This window comes from Oceanotoga sp. (assembly GCF_030445905.1).
In the GTDB taxonomy this organism is placed as follows: Bacteria; Thermotogota; Thermotogae; order Petrotogales; family Petrotogaceae; genus Oceanotoga; species Oceanotoga teriensis.
Window position 1 is genome coordinate 1 of record NZ_JASUSU010000056.1, and the last position, 18894, is coordinate 18894.

General features: G+C 30.5%; 16 protein-coding genes and 1 pseudogene. 3 read left to right on the forward strand and 14 right to left on the reverse strand.

Annotated elements, in window-relative coordinates:
* From PWP28_RS12465 to PWP28_RS12525, 11 genes and pseudogenes are all read right to left on the reverse strand, one after another.
* On the reverse strand, positions 1 to 1089 hold a 1089-nt coding region (locus PWP28_RS12465), incomplete at its 3' end, for an ATP-binding protein (protein ID WP_308644865.1).
* Between the two features lie 256 nt (positions 1090 to 1345).
* Positions 1346 to 3496: pseudogene (locus PWP28_RS13890) on the reverse strand (HsdR family type I site-specific deoxyribonuclease); the annotation flags it as partial.
* Positions 3497 to 3682: 186 nt separating this feature from the next.
* Positions 3683 to 4408: an ATP-binding protein gene (locus PWP28_RS12485; protein ID WP_308644867.1), complete on the reverse strand. Its 726-nt coding sequence runs from the start codon at positions 4406 to 4408 to the stop codon at positions 3683 to 3685.
* Positions 4409 to 4691: 283 nt separating this feature from the next.
* Positions 4692 to 6176 carry a recombinase family protein gene (locus tag PWP28_RS12490; protein ID WP_308644868.1) on the reverse strand — a complete coding sequence of 495 codons (1485 nt, stop codon included), beginning with the start codon at positions 6174 to 6176 and terminating at the stop codon, positions 4692 to 4694.
* On the reverse strand, positions 6169 to 7836 hold the full coding sequence (locus PWP28_RS12495; RefSeq protein WP_308644869.1) for a recombinase family protein: 1668 nt from the start codon (positions 7834 to 7836) through the stop codon (positions 6169 to 6171). Before PWP28_RS12495 ends, PWP28_RS12490 begins: the two co-directional genes overlap by 8 nt.
* Positions 7829 to 9505, reverse strand: coding sequence for a recombinase family protein (locus PWP28_RS12500; RefSeq protein ID WP_308644870.1), 1677 nt, complete (start codon positions 9503 to 9505; stop codon positions 7829 to 7831). The genes PWP28_RS12495 and PWP28_RS12500 overlap by 8 nt, the downstream gene beginning before the upstream one ends.
* Positions 9506 to 9605: 100 nt before the next feature.
* Entirely contained in the window at positions 9606 to 9836 is a 231-nt protein-coding gene (locus PWP28_RS12505; protein WP_216101087.1) for a hypothetical protein, read from the reverse strand.
* A 440-nt stretch (positions 9837 to 10276) separates the two neighbouring features.
* Positions 10277 to 10714 carry a sigma-70 family RNA polymerase sigma factor gene (locus tag PWP28_RS12510; RefSeq protein WP_308644871.1) on the reverse strand — a complete coding sequence of 146 codons (438 nt, stop codon included), beginning with the start codon at positions 10712 to 10714 and terminating at the stop codon, positions 10277 to 10279.
* Positions 10715 to 10987: 273 nt separating this feature from the next.
* Complete coding sequence (locus tag PWP28_RS12515) at positions 10988 to 11548, reverse strand: hypothetical protein (protein WP_308644872.1); 561 nt, start codon at positions 11546 to 11548, stop codon at positions 10988 to 10990.
* A gap of 116 nt (positions 11549 to 11664) precedes the next feature.
* Positions 11665 to 11982, reverse strand: coding sequence for a hypothetical protein (locus tag PWP28_RS12520; protein ID WP_308644873.1), 318 nt, complete (start codon positions 11980 to 11982; stop codon positions 11665 to 11667).
* A gap of 11 nt (positions 11983 to 11993) precedes the next feature.
* Positions 11994 to 13229 (reverse strand): DNA polymerase IV, encoded by a 1236-nt coding sequence (locus PWP28_RS12525; protein WP_308644874.1) that lies wholly within the window; start codon positions 13227 to 13229, stop codon positions 11994 to 11996.
* A gap of 133 nt (positions 13230 to 13362) precedes the next feature.
* On the opposite strand from PWP28_RS12525, the gene PWP28_RS12530 reads away from it, so the two are divergent.
* The 3 genes from PWP28_RS12530 to PWP28_RS12540 are packed head-to-tail and all read left to right on the forward strand — an operon-like array spanning position 13363 to position 14847.
* Positions 13363 to 13788, forward strand: coding sequence for a helix-turn-helix transcriptional regulator (locus PWP28_RS12530; protein WP_308644875.1), 426 nt, complete (start codon positions 13363 to 13365; stop codon positions 13786 to 13788).
* 5 nt (positions 13789 to 13793) lie between these two features.
* The gene (locus PWP28_RS12535; protein ID WP_308644876.1) at positions 13794 to 14324 is read left to right on the forward strand and encodes an ImmA/IrrE family metallo-endopeptidase; all 531 of its coding nucleotides are present in this window, start codon (positions 13794 to 13796) and stop codon (positions 14322 to 14324) included.
* Positions 14325 to 14343: 19 nt separating this feature from the next.
* Positions 14344 to 14847, forward strand: coding sequence for a hypothetical protein (locus PWP28_RS12540; protein ID WP_308644877.1), 504 nt, complete (start codon positions 14344 to 14346; stop codon positions 14845 to 14847).
* Between the two features lie 253 nt (positions 14848 to 15100).
* Here the strand turns inward: PWP28_RS12540 and PWP28_RS12545 are convergent, their stop codons facing one another.
* The 3 genes from PWP28_RS12545 to PWP28_RS12555 form a co-directional block, all read right to left on the reverse strand.
* Positions 15101 to 15463 (reverse strand): antibiotic biosynthesis monooxygenase, encoded by a 363-nt coding sequence (locus PWP28_RS12545; protein WP_308644878.1) that lies wholly within the window; start codon positions 15461 to 15463, stop codon positions 15101 to 15103.
* 24 nt (positions 15464 to 15487) lie between these two features.
* Positions 15488 to 16096: a 4Fe-4S binding protein gene (locus tag PWP28_RS12550; protein WP_308644879.1), complete on the reverse strand. Its 609-nt coding sequence runs from the start codon at positions 16094 to 16096 to the stop codon at positions 15488 to 15490.
* Between the two features lie 21 nt (positions 16097 to 16117).
* Positions 16118 to 18894, reverse strand: a 2777-nt coding sequence (locus tag PWP28_RS12555; RefSeq protein WP_308644880.1) for a hydrophobe/amphiphile efflux-3 (HAE3) family transporter, incomplete at its 5' end; no start/stop codon positions are given.

Here is an 18894-nt window from a genome sequence, read left to right on the forward strand (position 1 = left end):
TTTTATATTATAATTTTCTCTTAATAAATATTGTTGACAAACGTCTTCAAAAACAAATCCTGTATATTGATTTAAATATGGTTTAATTTTTTTATCATAAACAAAATCTATCATTCCTTGCTCAATCAAAGAAAAATTTGTAAATATAAACCTATAATAAAATTTAAACATATTATCTTTTAATTTATAAATTGATTTTCTTGAATTTATTTTTTCTGTTATTGGAATTTCTTTTTCTATTATTTCTAGTTCAATCAAGGTATTTAAATATTTACTAGTCTTATCAGGTCTTTCTTGAATTTTTGTAGCTATTTCACTTATTTTAGTATAACCATTTGCAACTGATTCAATAATTGAGTTATATATTGCTGGTTCTCTCAATTCTTGTCTTAATAAATTTTTTGGTTCTTCTATTAAATATGAACTACTATCTAAAAAATTTTCTTTTATGTTTCCTTCAATATTTAAATCATAGTCAAATTTATTTAAATACTGTGGAATACCTCCTAAAATACCATAATTTATAACAGAATCAATTTTTGTATATTTTTTTGAAAATTTTATAGAATCATAAAATCCAAAAGGATTTATTTTCATTTGTCCTGTTCTTCTTCCAAACAGCGGACTTTTTTCACTCAATACTTCTTTTTCCATAAAACTTATAGAAGATCCACAAAGTATTAAAAATAAATTAGTATTTTTTAATTTTTGATCTATTAAATTTTGTAATAAAGATAAAATACTTAAATTTGAATTTGCAATATATGGAAATTCATCTATTATTAATATTATTCTTTCATCTTTTGATTTTTCTCCTATAAAATTAAATGCTTTTTCCCAAGAAAGAAATTTATCTATTAAATTACTCATTTTAAAATGACTTAATATTAATTCAGAAAATTTGTTTAATGCAATTGTATCGTTAAACTCTTCAGCAACAAAAAATATTCCACTTTTATCTTTTAAAAATTCTTTTAATAAAGTAGTTTTACCAACTCTTCTTCTACCATACATTACTAAAAATTGGAATCCTTTTTTATTATTCATTTTATTTAATTTTTGTAATTCTTTTTCTCTTCCAATAAACATATTTCACCTCCCAATCAATCATAACACATTTATTAACTTATGAGTAATTAACTTTAGAGTTAATTACTCATAAGTTAATTATTTTTATTATATCATTGTTCTGTTCTCCAATTTTTTTCCTATGCAAAATATTATTTCCAGCAATTTATGCTCTAATAATATAAATATATATTAAAAAATCAGGATTTTCACCCTGATTTCATTCTATCTTTATATCTTTTTCTATACTTTCTTTTGTTCAAATTCATCTATATTATTATAATTCTCCGCCAATCCTTTTAAATTTATTAACAAGTGCAGTGATTTTTTCTAAAACGCTTTTTTTCTTTTCTATATAATTAGAATTAAGTGGACTCATTTTAGGTAATATTTCTTTTAATTCTGTTCCATTTTCACTTGCATATTCTTTTTTTAATGAATTTAAAATATATCTTTTTGCTGATTCTTCGTTTAGTTTTTCTTCTTTTATTAACTTTTCTACTTCACGCTTTTGTTCTTCTTGAGCAAATAAATAAAAAGATTCAAGTATACTCGCTTTATCTTGAATTTTATCTAAATTCGTTTGATTTATAAAATCTACTATCAAACTTTCTTTTGCACGATTGTCAACACTAGAACGAATCAAACGACGTATATCTTCAATTAATGCTTCTTTATTATTTGATTTTTTATTATTTTCAAAAATTAATTCAAGAATATAATCCAAATTTATTTCTTGAGACTTTAGAAGATCCACTTCAAAAACAACATCTTCCCAATCAACAGAAGACTCTTCAACTTCCTTATTATTTTTTTGAATACGAAACCATTCACGAATATCATTATATGTAGAACGATAATCCTGAACATTTCTTTCTTCAAGCACCTTAACTTTTTTCATATTTTCTATTTCTTAATCATTTACAAAATAATCTTTTTTAAACTTTTCTAATTGTTGCTCATCATTATAATCAACTTTTTGAAAAGCTTTTAAAGCTGTAAATTCATCATAATTTTGCAAAATATTCTCAATTTTCAAATACTCACCAAAAAGTTTAGCAAAATCTCTCTTATCTTTTTCCATAACTATTTTTTCTACATTTGGAAAACGTTCATTCAGTTCTTCAACTACATCAAGATATCCACGACATGCATTATTAGTCAAAATATCACTAAAACCTTCCAAATATTCTTTATAACTTTTTTCTAATATAATATTGTTTTTAGTATTAGATTTACCAAAAAGTTGAATTGCATCTATTGTAGCGGTTTCTAAATCTCTAAATGTAACTATATTCCCAAAAGTTTTTGTAGAATCATAAATACGATTTGTTCTAGAAAAAGCTTGAATTAAACCATGAAATCTAAGATTTTTATCTACAAATAAAGTATTTAAAGTAGGAGCATCAAAACCTGTTAAAAACATTCCTACAACTATCAATAAATCAATTTCTTTATTTTTCATTTTATTAGAAAGATCCCGATAATAATTTTGAAATCCTTTACTATCTACTCCGTAATTGCTTTTAAACATCTTATTATAATCATCAATTGCCGAACTTAAAAATTCTTTTGCACTACTATTCATTGCAGATACTTCAAAAGATTCATCCATTATTTCTCCTTGAGCCGTTTGTTCTTCATTTGCAGCAAAAGAAAAAATAGTAGCTATTTTAAGTGGCTTCTCAATATCTTTTTGTAAATTATTCAACGTTTCATAATACATTTTAGCTGCATCAACACTACTAACAGCAAGCATTGCATTAAAACCTTTTCCATTAGCATTTAAGCGATGAGTTTTTACTTTAAAATTATTTAAAATATATTGAGATATTTCTCTAATTCTTTCAGGATGTAATAAAGCTTCTTTATTTTCAGCAGCAGATAACTTCTCTTCATCAACTTCTTTTTCAATATCTTTAAACTTAGGACGAACATCATTATAATCCACTTTAAACTTCAATACTTTTTCATCTCTAATAGCATCTGTAATTACATAAGAATGTAATTCTTCACCAAAAACTGAAGCAGTAGTTTCAGACCCTAAAGCATTTTCAGGAAAAATAGGCGTACCTGTAAATCCAAATTGATAATACTTTTTAAATTTCTTTTTTATATTCTTTTGAGCTTCATCAAAAATAAAAACCACTTGCTTATCATATACAGATAATTCAGATTCATTTTTAATCAAATTATTTAATTTTTGAATAGTAGTAACTATGATTTTATTATCATCTTTTTCAATATTACGCTTTAATCCAGCGGTACTTTCAGAACCATTTACACTATCTGGAGAAAAACGCTGATACTCTTTCATAGTTTGATAATCTAAATCTTTTCTATCCACTACAAAAAAAACTTTATCAATAAAATCAAGTTCAGTAGCCAATCTAGCAGCCTTAAAACTAGTTAGAGTCTTACCAGAACCCTATCGTGTCAAGGGTATGATACAAAATATTTTACTTAAGAAGATCAATTGATTAATTAAATAATTAATCTTATCCATCAAATTAAATTAAGATATCCTCGATTCATATAATGTAACTATCTAATTTGGTTTTTTTGTTATTATTATTTTAGATCAAGTACTTTTTCAATTTTTAATTTCTTTTGTTTAATCATTATATTCATCTTCAGATTCCATATAAATCTTTCCTATTTTTTGTGCAAAATTTAGCATAGTTTTTTTAAATTCTGTTGGCTCTCCCTTTCTTATTAAAACTTTTATTTTTTGGGGGAGTTCATTATATAATTGCTTTAATTGTGATAAATGTTCATTTAATTCTAGGTCCGAGCCATCCTTATAGATTGTTTTTATTTTATCATCAATAATTCTTGTAATATCTTCACTAGTTGCCTTTTCAGATTTAGTACCTCTACGAACATATATGGTATCTTCTTCTAATCCTTCTGTTTGATTAAGAGAAATAAATGGCAACCTATCTGGAGTATCATTTACAATTAAAACCTGAAACTTTTTATTTTCTACAGCCTGATATTCAGAACCTTTATACTCAAAATTGAAAATTTCATAATGGAGATTGGGTGAAACATACCTAGCAAGGTCATTGTTTATATCAGCATCATCTTTGAATTTTTCTAACCCTCTTGGTTCAAAAGTGCCATCATCTTTTTGCTTTATACCAAATATAACCACTCCATCTCTAGAATTTCCCATAGCTAAAACTAATTTAGCTAATTTCCCTTTATTTATCCAGGTCTCTTTAAAGTCAAATTCATCTAGCTCTCCAAAATTATTCTTTAATAATTCCCGAAATTTATCTTTTGTAGGACTTTCTAAGAAATCTTCATAGAAAATATCTTTAAAATGTTTCTTCATAGAACCCTCCCTTTCCTATCACCTTTAATAAAGTATATCATCACTAATAATTATAGTACAAATCTTTTCTTCTATATAAATAATTCTTCAAAAAGTAGGTATGCTTTTAAAACCAATGTCTCTGGTAACATTATATGTTTTTATATGAAACACCCCCAAATCTCTAGATTATTTGATTTGGAGGTGTATAAGCATATTTTTTTATAGATACTTCATTAAAAGTTTTCTTAAGAACCTTTATAGGAAAAAAAGAGACCCTATTGGTGGATCTCCTTCTATTGTACTAACAATATTCTATTTTTTCTATACCCTTACCTGAAATGTATATTGTTTTGATATATTTAGCTACTACATCTTCAGTAAGACTTTCTATAGTTCCACTTTCTTTCAGTTCCTTATCAATAACTTTTATACGTTTATTATTCTCTTCAGTGGATTCTTCTAATTGATCTTTTAAGCCTATAAAGGCTTCTCTTGAAATCTTACCAAACTTATAATTTTCAAATTCGATTCTTTTCTTCTTTGAAAGTTCATCATTCTTTTCATAGAGTTTTTTCTGTTCCTTTAGGAGTCTTTCTTTTTCTGCCTTATCTGTGTGAAACCTATCTTTAAGAATTTTAAAGACATCCTCTTCTAAATCCTTATAATGATGCAACTTTTCTTCCTGGTCTAGCATCCTGCAATAATAACAGTAGAGATTTATACCTATTAACTCTTTTCCATTGGAACTTTTAAGAAATCTTATTTTATAACCGCACTTGTTGCATCTTACAAAGGGAGCAATAGGACTGTTTTTATATTTGCTCTTTCCACCATAGAATTTATTTTTATGCCTTGATTTTAGTAGTTCACTTACCCTATCAAAGGTTTCTTTGCTTATAATGGCTTCATGGTTATTGTAAATCTTTTCCCATTCTTCCTTAGGATGATAAGTAACACTACCACCATCAAGCTTACTTTTGCTTGTCTTATTAAAGACCATTGTTCCAGTATATACTTCATTTTTTAAAATCCTTCTAACCATACTATGAGACCATATTGTTTGCTCTACAGTAGAAAACCACCTATTAGAATATGAGTCATAGCCTTTAATCTGGTTTCTTCTTGCTCTAGCAGTAATAACACCTTCATCATTAAGGATTTTCGCAGTTTCATTTAAAGTATATCCTTCAAGGATAAGCTGGAATATATATCTGACATTATCTGAAACCGATTCATCAATGATAAGCTTGTACTTATTTTTAGGATCTTTTAGATATCCATATGGCGGTGTTCCTGTGGTATATTTCCCTTGCTTTCTAGCTGTGTAAAGGGCAGTAGTCATCTTTTCTGAAATATCTCTACTATAATAATCATTAAGAAGATTTTTAAATTGAATATCTAGCTCTGTACCATTATGGCCTTCCTTATCACTATCATAGCCATCATTTATTGCTATAAATCTAACTCCCATAAAAGGAAAGATGTTTTCAAGATAATCACCCATTTCAATATAATTTCTCATAAATCGTGACATATCTTTTACTATAATACAGTTAATCTCTTGTCCCCTTACTTTTTTAAGGAGCATATCAAGTCCTGGTCTTGAAGTAGTACTTCCACTATATCCTTCATCGATAAATTCTTCTATATTTGCTTTTTTTAGTTCTTGGTCATTAAAGATGAAATGCTTAATTATATTTCTTTGAGAATTTATAGTTTCTTCTGTTTGTTTTTGTCTATCTCTTTCAGAAAAAGAAATCCTCATATAAATAGCAATATTATTCATTTGATTTCATCTCCTTACCAGCCAGATAGCCCTTTAAACTAATTTTTATAGTTTCATTATCATATACATCAATACGGTCAATGTATTTAGGGATAATTTCTTCATCTAGTTTAATATCATTATAGGAAGTTAAATAATTAAATAGCTCCAACTCTTCTTCAGTCTTAGCTTCTATAGATAGAATTTCTAAATCAAGATTACTTAATTCTTTTTCATAGCTGCTTAATCTATTTCTATTTAATATCCTTTCTTCTAGGTATTCTTCCTTTTCAAGCTTTCCTAAGCTATAGGCTTCATATAACTTTTTTAAATCTGAATTAAGCTTAGAAATCTTAAGAGAAAGGGATATCCGATGTTTTTCTACCACATCAATATTCATCTTGCTTATATCAATTATTCTATCTTTACAATCTGCTCCACTTGCATCAATATTCAGCACATTCCTTAGTTTTTTTATTACTAATCTATCTAAATCCTCTTCCATGATAGAAATATAGGGTGTTTCTAGTATAACCCCATTGTTTTCTTCATTTGTAAATTTATAATAATAGAACTTAGCATTCTTCTTTCTACTTTTTATACAATTTCTTTTTAAAATAAGCTTAGTATTGCCATCAAAGATTAGACCTTTATATTTATTTATTGGCTCTCTTTTAAGGTCATGTCTTGTTATTTTAAAGTGATCTTTTTCCTTATTATAATCCAATATCTCCTGGGCTGCTTTAAATAAATCCTTTGGAATTATAGCTTCATGAGTATCTTCTACAATTATCCATTCATCTTTAGGCTTTTGCCTATAATGGCCAGATTTTTTACCTGGAACATTTTCCTTAGTTCCTTGAACAAGACAACCTGTATAGACTCTTTGCCTAAGCATATTTGCTATTGTACCTTTCCTCCATTGTGGCTCTCCAGGTTCACGCAAAATATTACCTGTTTTATTATAGGCACTTGATGTAGAGATATTATCTTCGTTAAGCTCTTTAGCAATTTTAAATGTATTTTCACCAGCTACATATCTAGTAAATATTCTCTCTATTATCTTTTTGCTTACTTCATCAGGCTCAAGTTTTCTTCCACCATCTTTTTCTACTACCTTATAACCAAATGGTGGATTTGAACCTATAAAGAATCCTTGCTTGGCATTTAATCTCTTGCTTGTTTTAACCTTATAACCAATATCTTTTGCATACATGTCATTTATAAGGTTCTTTATTAGCATTTCAAAGGATAATTTTGCATCAATACCTCTTTCTGTATCAATCTTATCTACTACAGAAATAAATCTTACTCCTAAAAAGGGAAATACCTTGTCTACAAGTCTGCCCATTTCAAGATGCTCTCTACCAAGTCGTGATAGGTCTCTTATTATAATACAATTTATAAGACCATTTCTCACATCATCCATCATTTCAATATATCCAGGCCTGTCAAAATTTGTTCCAGAATACTCATAGTCTGTATAAACCTTGACTAAATTCATATTTTCACTGTTGGCATATTCCTGACAGATTTCAATTTGGGTTTCAATAGAAGATGATTTATTCCTCCATTCCTCTGTTCTTTCTTGTGACAGCCTAGTATAAATTCCAGCCCTAAATGAACTAAGAGTTTTCTTTTCTTCTGTCTTTATAAGATTCCTTCTAGATATTCTAGCCATTAACAACTACCCCCTCTCTTGGAGTGGTTAAGTTCTTAGTAGCTATCGTGTTAAAGGGAATAAGGTTTGAAGCATTGCCTTTCTTTACTCCACTTATTATTCTCTTTAATATATCTAGTTTTTCCATATCATTAAAAAAAACTGCTATTTTAGATCTACCTTCTTGGTCTTTTTCCTCTACCAATATCCTATCTACAAATAAAGCGAGGGTTTGCCTGTCTATACTTTCAATGTTTTTATACTTCTCCAAATCAGTAAGCCAGTTTTCCTTAGAGGAAAGTATATCTTTTAGGTCTTCATAGGCTTTCTTTCTGCTTATCATCTGCCCCTCTATATCCTTAATTTTGAGCTGATAGCTTTTTCTAAAGGATTGAAATTCATCTTCGTCAATTAGCCCATCTTCCAAATCAAGGTAAAGAGATTTTCTAAGGGTTTCATACTTCTTCCTGTCAGCAATTAAATCATCTAAATCCAATTGGTATTTTGTTTTACTTAAATCAGTTTCTCTTATTCGTGTAAACAATTCTTCTTGGTATTTAATATGCTGCCTAAGGATAAAATCCAATGATGATAAAATATCTTCCTCTTTTATACTGTGTCTTGAACAACCATTTCCTCTATTGTATAAACCACAGATATAATAGATTTTATAACCATCCTTTGTTTTTTGCCTTCTTCTAATAAGTTGATTCCCACAATCTGCACAATAAAGAAGACCTGTTAGAAAATCAGGTTTTGATTTTCTATTAAGGATATCTCTTCCCATCATCTTATTGGCTACATTAAACATAGTTTCAGTCACTATAGCCTCATGAGTTCCTTCTACCTTAATCCAATCCTCTTCTAAGACCTTAATCTCTTTATTAGACTTATAATTAAGCTTGGTCCTTTTCCCTTGTTCAAGAACTCCTATATAAACCCTATTTTCAATAATCCTATTTATCATCTTTGCCTGCCATTTGTTTTTATTACTGGCAAAACCTGTTGAATAATTAGAACCTTGGCTTTCCTTATAGGTTCCAGGGGTTTGGATCCCAAGCTTATTAAGCTCATCTGCTATAACCTTTGAAGAATAGCCTTCAATTTTCATTTCAAATATCTTTCTTATTATATGAGATACATTTCTATCAACTATAAGATGGTTCTTTTGCTCCTTATTTTTCTTATATCCATAGGGTGCAAATGCCCCTATGAATTCTCCTCTTTGTCTTTTAGTTTTTTGAGAGCTTTTTACTTTCATAGATATGTCTCTGCAATAACTATCATTAATAAAGTTTTTTATAGGAAGAATAAGATGTGTGTCACTTACATCAGCACTTTCACTATCATAGTTATCATTAACTGATATAAATCTGACTCCCATTTGAGGAAAAGTTTTCTGAAGAAACTTTCCCGACTCAATATAATCTCTCCCAAATCTTGAAAGGTCTTTAACAATAATTGTTTTGCAGTCTTTCTTTTCTAGGTCATTAATCATTCTTTTAAAATCTGGTCTGTCAAAGTTTGAACCTGTATAACCATCATCAATAAATTCTTTGATAATCTTAAAACCTGCCTTGTCAGCATAACTTTTAATAAGCTCCCTTTGATTAGTAATAGAATTGCTTTCACCTTCATCACCATCGTCTCTTGATAGACGAAGATACATATAAGCTTTAGTTCTTTCCATTTCTCTTCTCTCCTTAATAAATATTTTGGGTGCAATTTATTAAGGATTTCAGAAACTTTATATTTTTATCTTACCGCACTTATATATATCTGTCAGCACCCTAAATCCTTAATTCTAATTTACATAAATCTTCAACAAAATCATCCATACTAACCTTTGTCTCTCCTATACAACAATTAACAAGAACATTGCCTACCTGGATAAAAAGATTCTTTCTACCTTCAGGTATTGCTTCTAGTTCTTGGGCTAAATATCTTTCTTTTGATAATTCATCTTTATATCTATAATTGACAGAAGAAGAGTTCTCATTTTTATTTTTTATAGTTTTCATCTTGATACCCCTTCTTTCTTTAATACTTTTTATGTAAGTTTTTTGACATTGACAAGTGCCTTGGCAGCTACATAGGAATTTCACCTCTCCCCTTTTCTCGATGGGAAGCAACAACGTATAGAAGTATCATTATCACCATTTATATCTTCGCAAGAAAGAATGCCAGTCCTTTCCTGTAGCAAACTATTTATCGCTCACACTTTTGTTTCCTTTGCATTTAGCGTTATGCAAGTATTTATTTAAACCAAAGCTTGGCCTTAGCAAGGTGATCATGGCGTAGTTTCTACTGGCTTCATAAATGGATAAAGTCTTGTCCTGGTCTATTTAGTTTTCAAAGTTCAAAATATATAAATTTTTATTATTATATAAAGGACTGCATTTTGCCCCTTATATATAACAGTGAAAAAACCACCCCCTTGATTCGCTTTTTTAAAAACTTTTTATTTTTCTTTCCAATCTTCTAAAAAGATTTTTAATTTCTTTAAGGTTTTTTCTTTTCTTCTAAATACTGCTCCTTGGCTAATATTTAATCTTTTTGCTAAATCTCTTTGGGGAACTTCATCAAAAAAAAGAGCCTGGATAATTTCCCTTTCTTCTGGGCTTAATTTATCCAAGGCTTTATTAAGTGCTTCTATTTGCATTTTTACTGCTACTAATTTTTCTACATCAACTGCTTTATCTATAAGTCTCTCCTCCATGCTCTTGTCTGTTTCATCTAATACAAATTCAGAGAAACAACCTAATTTATTCTCTTTGTCTAGCCTATTAAGATAATTCTCTCTATTGGTTTCTTGCCAATATCCTTTATATACTTTTTCTGATACATCCACCTTGGTATCTTCAAGGAATATATAATAGTTCTTTTTATTTTCTTTCATTTTCTTTCCTCCTGTGAATTTAAAATTTTCAATTTAAAATTCACAAAGAGGAGGTTCTCTAATGTATTTCACCTGTTTCACCTCAATTTAGGGCAAAAGAAGACAAGTGTAAGAGCCACTTGTCTTCTTCAAACCTTATATTTAGGCATAAAAAAACCTCCATTTTTCCAAACAGAGGTTGCCTATTATATTGAGTGTAACAGGCTTAAAGTCTCATTACAGTACCAAAAGGGTTCCAGTTTTATCCCATTTTAGTCCCATAAAAGTCTCATTTTATAATTCAATTTTATAATCTATCTTATCTTCTGCTACTTTTAGCTTACAATTTGATAAGTCTTCATAATTTCTATCGAAAACACTATATCCAAAAAGCATGACTCCAAATATGAGTATAGCTTTATTCATATATCTATAATAGGTGGATCTTGAAATTAAAAGCAATTCAGAAATTTCCTCATTACTTCTTATTTTTTTCTCAAAATATTTATAAGTAATAATATCTGCATAAATTTCACCCTTGTTTGGATAAGCACTTAATCTAGATAAAGCATCATCCATAAGCTTAAGTAAAAATATGCTTTGTTGTGTATTTAAGAGCTGGCTTTCAACCTTCTCTATGTTAATATCCTTATCTATTTCTAATATAGATAGGACAATATCATCCAAATGTTTTCTTTTTGTTTCGTAAAATATATTATCTAGATTTTCTATATGGTCCTGGATGTGGAAATCTACTTTTCGATACAAACTCAGGAGAAGTTTAATATCATTCCTTAACTTCTTTTTATCTAGATTTTCTAATTTGTATTCCTTTATCATCCAATTAAAATTCATGATATACCCTCCTCCTAACGAAAATAAAGTTTCTTTTGCGTCCTAGACCAAAGTCCCAGAATACCCATTCCGTAATATCCCAGGATTTTGCATTAACTTGCATTTTTACTCCCTCCTTAATATGTTGTTGTAACTAGGAATATTCTTCCCATAAAATCCTTTTCTTTTTTACTAATTGCTTTTGTTATCCTTACTCCATCCTTCTTATTTCTCAAATCCTTAATTATAATTAAATCTCCCTCTTTATAACTAGCCTTGGTATCTACAAAAATTATACTTCCATTGACTATACCATGTGGTAAAATCCCCCTACTATCATCAGCTAGGTAGGAGATAATCTGTCCTTTTGCCTTATATCCTTTTATTCCTATAATGTCCTCACAATTTCCTGGACCATACTTGATTTTCTTTTCTCCAAACTTATCCTCTTCCATCTTGTCTCCCCCTATCTAGTTCCACCAGGTAGAGTTACTATTTCATTTCTCTCCATAGGCATCTTAATATCTCCCATAAGACCAGCATAAGAAATAGAATAGTCACCAAATCTCTCTCTGATTTTAAAGAAGGCATCATCTACCTTCTCTCTCTTTATTAGTTTTGAATAGTCCTCATAGAAGCTTAATTGACTTCCATTCTTCTCTCCTATTAGATTTATTGCTCTAATAGTTAAAGCTCTGATAGGACTTTCCCAACTATACTTTTCTAAGAAGAGGTCATAAGCTTCTTCTGCTAAGATAGTAGAAGATAGACTAGGGTAGGATATCTGTCTTTGATATTGCTTAGATAATAGATTGTTATTTTTAACGGATATTTGAATTCCTCCAGCTAAGTATCCATAGCTTCTTAAGGCCTTGGATACTCCAAAGGATAATTCTCTAAATACCCTATAAACTTCTAAGTTGTTTTCTAAATCTTCTGTAGTAGTTATTCCTCTCCCTACCGACTTAACTGGATCCCTATAGTCCCTATCAGTTACTGAACTATAATCTCTACCATTGGCATAGTTCCATAAATAAACTCCATTAATACCTAGCTTCATCCTAATTAAATCTGGATCTCCCCTAGCCAAGTCTCCTATAGTGAAAATCATTAGCCTATTTAACTTTTTCTTAGAAGCCTTACCTACTCCTAAAAGTTCTTCTACTGGTAAATTCCATATCTTCTCCTTAAAATCTTCCCTAGTTATTTCTGTCACTGCATCTGGTTTTTTCATATCAGAACCTAATTTTGCAAAAATCTTATTAAAGCTTACCCCTATACTTACTGTAATTCCTAGTTCTTTTTTTATCCGACTTCTTATCTCTTCAGCTATGTCTCTACCTTTTCCAAATAAATGGAGAGAACCTGATACATCTAACCAACACTCATCAATCCCATAAGGCTCTACCTGGTTGGAATAGTCATAATAAATATCCCTGGCCCATCTGGAGTGCTTTAGGTATTCATCATAATTAGGCGGAACTATTAAAAGATCGGGACACTTTAGTTGAGCTTCCCAAATAGCCTCTCCAGTCTTTACTCCTAATACTTTAGCTTCTTGAGATTTAGCCAATACTATCCCATGCCTGTCCTCTCTTCTGCCACATACAGCTAGAGGGATACCTTTTAGTTTTGGATTAAGCTTGGTCTCAATGGAAGCATAGCAATTATTCATATCTGCATGTAAAATAACTCTTTCCATTAAACTCCCTTGACAGTGACTGTCTACTATTGTACAATAGGATTATATTCAAGCTTGTAATGTCTATTATAGGACAGTCATTGTCCGTTGTCAATTGGAAAATAATTTTTAATAGAAAGAAAAGGTGAAGATAATGAAATTTGGCCAAAAATTAAAGATTCTTAGAGAGGAGCAAGGTCTGACCCAAGATGATCTAGCTCAAATGGTTGGTGTGTCTTCTAAGACCATCTCCAGGTATGAGTCTGGAGAGTCAAATCCTAGGTATCCTAGAATTTATGATGATCTGGCAAAAGCTTTAAAAATTGATAAACTTGAACTTTTAAGTGATGAAGATGCCTTTGTCCTTTCTATCAAGGAAAAGTTTGGTTCTTATGATGCTAACTATGCTTCTGATTTAGTAAACGGTATGGTGGGTTTAATGGCTGGTGGGGATATAACTGATGATGATAAAAGGGTAATCTTAGAAACTCTCCAAGAAGCTTTCATCATTTCTAAGAAAGAAAACAAGAAATTTATACCTAAAAAATTTAGAGTAGTTGATGATGAAAATAAGGAATAGATATTATGAAAAACAGGTATGGATTAATCTATGAAGATGCCATGAAGTTAGTTATGAAGCATGAAACTAGAGACCCTGAATTGATTTTAAGAAACAGAAATGTCAATCTACTACCATTTACTGGCCAGACCCATGCTTTAGGTATGTATGTGGTTATTAAGAGGAATCGCTTTGTTTTCTACAATCCCTCTATTGATGATAATTTTAAAAGAATGATGTTTGCCCATGAGCTAGGCCATGATCTTTACCATCGAGCGGAAGCCAAGGAAGGACTGTCAGAGTTCACCCTCTTTGACGTTAAATCAAGCCTAGAGTATGAAGCTAATCTTTTTGCTTCCCACTTACTCCTAGATGAAGAGGAAATTATTGATTATGGGAAAATGGGTTATGACCTAGATCAAATCGCCCAAGTTATGAAAGTTAATATTAATCTTTTACTCTTCAAGTTTTATGGAATGAATAAATTAGGATATGATTTTAATCTAGACCAATGTCTAAACAGGAAATTCTTTAAGGACATTGATGGTAGAAAATAAGCTATAGGAGGTCGGAATATTGATAGGATTATTTATAGGGATATGTTTAATAATATTAGTTCTTTTTATAAAACTTTATAAGAATATTACCTTGATTTCCTTCAAAACAATGGCATTTGGAATTGACTTTTTTGTTATCCTATTTTATACAATATATTTCTTCCATCCTAATGTGGCTGCAAAACTTGTAGAAGGAAAGCTACAGTATTTACTTAATGCAGGTGCTGGAATCCTTGCAGTAATTCTCTATGGACTTTTGATTTTATTTATCAATGATGCTTTCCCTAGAGTAAGCAATATACTTAATTTGATTATTACATTTATAGGTGTTGGCATAGCACTACCTTTTACAATTGGACTTCTGACCCCTGTAATTCAAGTTTTCAATAAAGGCTTTACATTCAATGGAGATATTGTTTTGTCTCAGAACTATATGCTTAGTCTTTTTCTGAAATATATGATTTTGGGAATTATTACTCTTCCAATATGGAGATATAGGATGAGTAAACTTGAAGAATTTTAATATAAATAGGTAGATAAAAAGCGACTGCTCTAAGAAAATTTATTCTTAAAGTAATCGCTTTATTTTTATCCTTATCACTTCACTATGCCAAAATTGATTGGGAGAGACAATTTTAATATCTTAATAAGCCCATGATTATTATTAACTTCATAAGAATTATCTATTCTTTCTAACATTTTTAATACACCTCAATTTAATTTTTATAAGTGTATTATACCCTACGATCTCACCCAATAATCTATTCTTCCTTTATCTACCTGTTCAAGAAATCATTAGAATCACCTGGGGCTTCTGCCCTATCATTATTTGTATAACATCTAAGTTTTGATGTAACCGTTGTTGTGTAACTTTCAAATATATTGTCTCGCCCTTCTTTTTGGCTTAGTCGATGGTCTATTTGATTTCTCCATTCATTCAGATAGTCTTCATTTTCCCATACTGATAGACTTAAAAGTTTCCTTTCATCTACAAGGCTAGAGAAACGCTCCGACCTTACAAATCCTTTATTTGCTTCAACATGTCTCTTAAGTTTAGCTGCTAAATTTAAATATTGGTCCATATAGTCCTTTTTAATTACTACTTCAAATATTACATAAATCATTTTTTCTGATATCATTATCTTCGCCTCCTCCATCTATTTCTATTTTATAGAATCAGTAGGACATGCTTCAACACACTTTCCACATTGAAGACATTCATTATTTATTATAAGAGGATAGTCTTTTTTATCTTCCCAAATAAAAGCATCTGCTGGACAAACTCTAACACATTTACCACACTTTATACAACCATCATTATAGACCCTATATGCTTTCTTATTAAACTTAGAAAAAATAGATAGTAAACTACCATAGGGACAAAGATACCTATGCCAAAATTCTGGCCTGTAAAAGTAGGTTATTATTAGCCCTAAAGAAAATAGGACTGGCAATACTGGCAACTTCTTACCTGTTTTGAAAACTATAACCATAGTTCCTAGAAATAAGGCTAAAATACCATACCTAACAATTGCTTTTTTAAATAGATCTGGAACAGATTTTCTTTTTCTTTTCTTTTTATTTGCTTTACCATCTATTATCTCCATACCAGTGTTTATGGGACAAATATAGCCACAATAAAATCTTCCAAAATAGGTTGATAATAGTAAACTACCACCAAAGATGGCCATCCAAACTTGTACTTTCCCAAGAATTATTAGACTTATAAATAATACTAGGCTAACCCCTTGAACTATCTTCCTTTTTTTCAAGATATATTCCCCCTTCTTTCCTTATTCTTTTGGTACCTCCTTATATGCTTCTTTCTTCACCTTGTCACTTACAATGAACCTATCCAAAATCCATATCAAGGCTGGTAGGATTATAAAGGTTGCCATCAGGGCCAAGTATATATTTATTACTGTCATCAGACCAAAATCCTTAAGTATTACAAACTTTGAAGTCATTAGAACACTAAATCCACCAACTGTGGTAAGTCCTGATGCTAGTGTTGCCTTACCTATAAACTTTATAGTAGTAAAGAGAGCCTTTCTTTTATCTTTTCCTTCGTTTCTCTCTTCCAAATACCTTTCAAGTAACATTATGGTCATTTCAGTTCCCATCCCTAAGACCAAGGCTCCAAGGGTTGCTGTTATTGGAGTATATTTTAATCCTAGTAAGTTCATAATGCCACCGGACATACCTACTATTAGGACAACTGGAAGTACTGCTACAAGGGCCTTGAAGAAGGATCTATAAAGTATTAACAGGGATAGAAATACTAATCCTAAACCTATAATGGTCATTCTAAACCTACCATCTGTTAGTCCCTTAACCATTTCAACATCTAAAACAGATTTCCCTGTAATTGATGTCTTTATAGGGGCATCTTCTAGCATAATCTTCATATCTTCCACAAACTCTTGTAACTCTGCTGTTGCCATATGTTCTACATTCATAAGAATAACAGCCTTATCCTTCTCATCGCTAATAAACATCCTTCTTTGGCTTTCTGGTATGTCATTATCTATAATCTCCAGATATTCATCAAAGTTTATTTCTTCTATATCAGAGAAGTTTTCTACAAGATTATCTATATATTTGATATCTACAATCTTATTTGAAAATTCAGCTCTTGCTTGCTTGCTTATGTCTCTCATCCAGCTGAGATTGTCTTCAGTAAGAAGTTCTTCGTCTTCCATAAATATAATCATTTGATTTGTAGATCCTACAATATCCCTAATATAGTGAATATCATGAAGGGCATCCATATCTTGGGGCATAAAGGTTTCTATATCTGTTTCTACACCTACCTTCGTATCAGCTATAAGCCCGAAGGTAGCCAGGCCTATGGCAATTATTATTATTAGAGGTGCTAGTTTTATAACTGAGTTTACTGTAAATCTTAAAAATTTATCTATTGGGCCTGCCTTTTCATAGTCTTTAATTCTAAAGTCCCTAGCCTTTGCTGCCACTGTATCCCTAGCACTAAGAACTGGCATTAGTAAAAAGATACTTCCTATAAAGGAAATTATAACTCCTATGGTAAGCATCTTTCCAAAATCTTGTATCATAGGTACTGGGGATGCAAAGAGGGATACAAATCCTAATACTGTAGCTAGTACAGCTAGACCCACAGCCTTACCAGTTTGTACAAGGGTTGTTTTTACGGAATGCTCTTCTTCGTATCTATTTTGAAATTGTATAGAATAGTCTATACCTAGCCCAATTAAGATGGGAAAGACTGCCATGGAAACCATGGTCATGGAAACATTTAAATGTCCCATAAGTCCTAATGTGGCTATTACAGATACAAATATTATTCCAAGGCTTAAGGCCCTCCATCTAACCCTAAAGACCAGGTTGAGTATTATAAGCATCAAAGCTACTGCTGAAGCAACCATTATTATCATATTAGATTTCATCTCTGTTCTTAGGGAGGAATCCAATACAGGTTTTCCTGAAACTATGAAGTTCACATCAAAGTCTTCTGCTTCCATAGCATGGGAGACTTCATTAAAAATAGAGTCAATCTCACTATCTTCTAGGTTTCCTTTTAACTTAATCATTATCATCATATGATTTTCATCAATTATAGTATCAGAAAATATATCTCTTAAATTTCCATCTTCATACAAAATATTATCTAATTCTTTTTGATTGTGAGGGAAATATGGGATCATCATTCCAGATTTTTCATGGAAGGTCTTAAGTCCACCACTTATTTTACTAAGGTTTTCACCCATAGTAATAAATCCATCTGACATTGTTTTTAGCTCATCCGGTGAAATACCACCTGATAAATTATCTTTCATCTCTGAAACTTCTTTTTCCATGTTTCCTTGTAAAGAAGAAAAAACATTTGAGCTATCTGGAAGTATGCTTCCACCTGCTGCCATTTGAGAGAGGCCCTTACTTAAATCACCTAAGTTTTCTCCCATAGTAATAAAACCATTTGACATTTGCTTTAGTTCTTCTGAGGATATCCCATCTCCAGATAAAGCTTTTTTCATTTCTTCTAACTCTTGCTTTAGTTTTTGACCAATATTATTAAGTGCCTGAGATGTATTTTCATTACCCTGTGAAAGCTTTCCTGTATTCTCTGACATCATTGATAAACCTGCAGAGCTTTTATCTATGTTTTCTGCAAACATATTTAGTTTTTTATAGAGCTCAGGATTGCCTTTCATCTCTTCTGCCATTTGTCCTAGCTGTCTTGATATTTCCTTTAAGCCTGCTGAAGAAGTATCCAATCCACCTCCCAGTTCTGTTACACCTTTTGCTAAATCATCTTGACCACTACTAAGTTCATCAAATACCTTTGAAATTCCTGATAATTCCTCTAACTTTTCTTCTATCATCTTTGGATTAGGTATATCTTTACTGGCTAACTCACTGCCTATATTACTTAGTTTTTGCCCCATCTCTCCCAACCCATTACCCATGGTCATAAACTTATCTTTTAATTCTTTTTCTTGTTCTCCAGCCATATCATCCATAAGCTTACTTGGATCCATAGATTTCATTAAATTATCAAGCTTTTCTTCTACTGCCTGAGGATCTGGTAATT

Excerpts from the sequence above, each read along its gene's own strand:
- PWP28_RS12535 (WP_308644876.1), top strand. The coding sequence starts at position 13,794 with ATGAAAAACAGGTATGGATTAATCTATGAAGATGCCATGAAGTTAGTT.
- PWP28_RS12495 (WP_308644869.1), bottom strand. The coding sequence starts at position 7,836 with ATGGCTAGAATATCTAGAAGGAATCTTATAAAGACAGAAGAAAAGAAA.
- PWP28_RS12520 (WP_308644873.1), bottom strand. The coding sequence starts at position 11,982 with ATGGAAGAGGATAAGTTTGGAGAAAAGAAAATCAAGTATGGTCCAGGA.
- PWP28_RS12525 (WP_308644874.1), bottom strand. The coding sequence starts at position 13,229 with ATGGAAAGAGTTATTTTACATGCAGATATGAATAATTGCTATGCTTCC.
- PWP28_RS12515 (WP_308644872.1), bottom strand. The coding sequence starts at position 11,548 with ATGAATTTTAATTGGATGATAAAGGAATACAAATTAGAAAATCTAGAT.
- PWP28_RS12485 (WP_308644867.1), bottom strand. The coding sequence starts at position 4,408 with ATGAAGAAACATTTTAAAGATATTTTCTATGAAGATTTCTTAGAAAGT.
- PWP28_RS12500 (WP_308644870.1), bottom strand. The coding sequence starts at position 9,505 with ATGGAAAGAACTAAAGCTTATATGTATCTTCGTCTATCAAGAGACGAT.
- PWP28_RS12505 (WP_216101087.1), bottom strand. The coding sequence starts at position 9,836 with ATGAAAACTATAAAAAATAAAAATGAGAACTCTTCTTCTGTCAATTAT.
- PWP28_RS12545 (WP_308644878.1), bottom strand. The coding sequence starts at position 15,463 with ATGATATCAGAAAAAATGATTTATGTAATATTTGAAGTAGTAATTAAA.
- PWP28_RS12530 (WP_308644875.1), top strand. The coding sequence starts at position 13,363 with ATGAAATTTGGCCAAAAATTAAAGATTCTTAGAGAGGAGCAAGGTCTG.
- PWP28_RS12490 (WP_308644868.1), bottom strand. The coding sequence starts at position 6,176 with ATGAATAATATTGCTATTTATATGAGGATTTCTTTTTCTGAAAGAGAT.
- PWP28_RS12510 (WP_308644871.1), bottom strand. The coding sequence starts at position 10,714 with ATGAAAGAAAATAAAAAGAACTATTATATATTCCTTGAAGATACCAAG.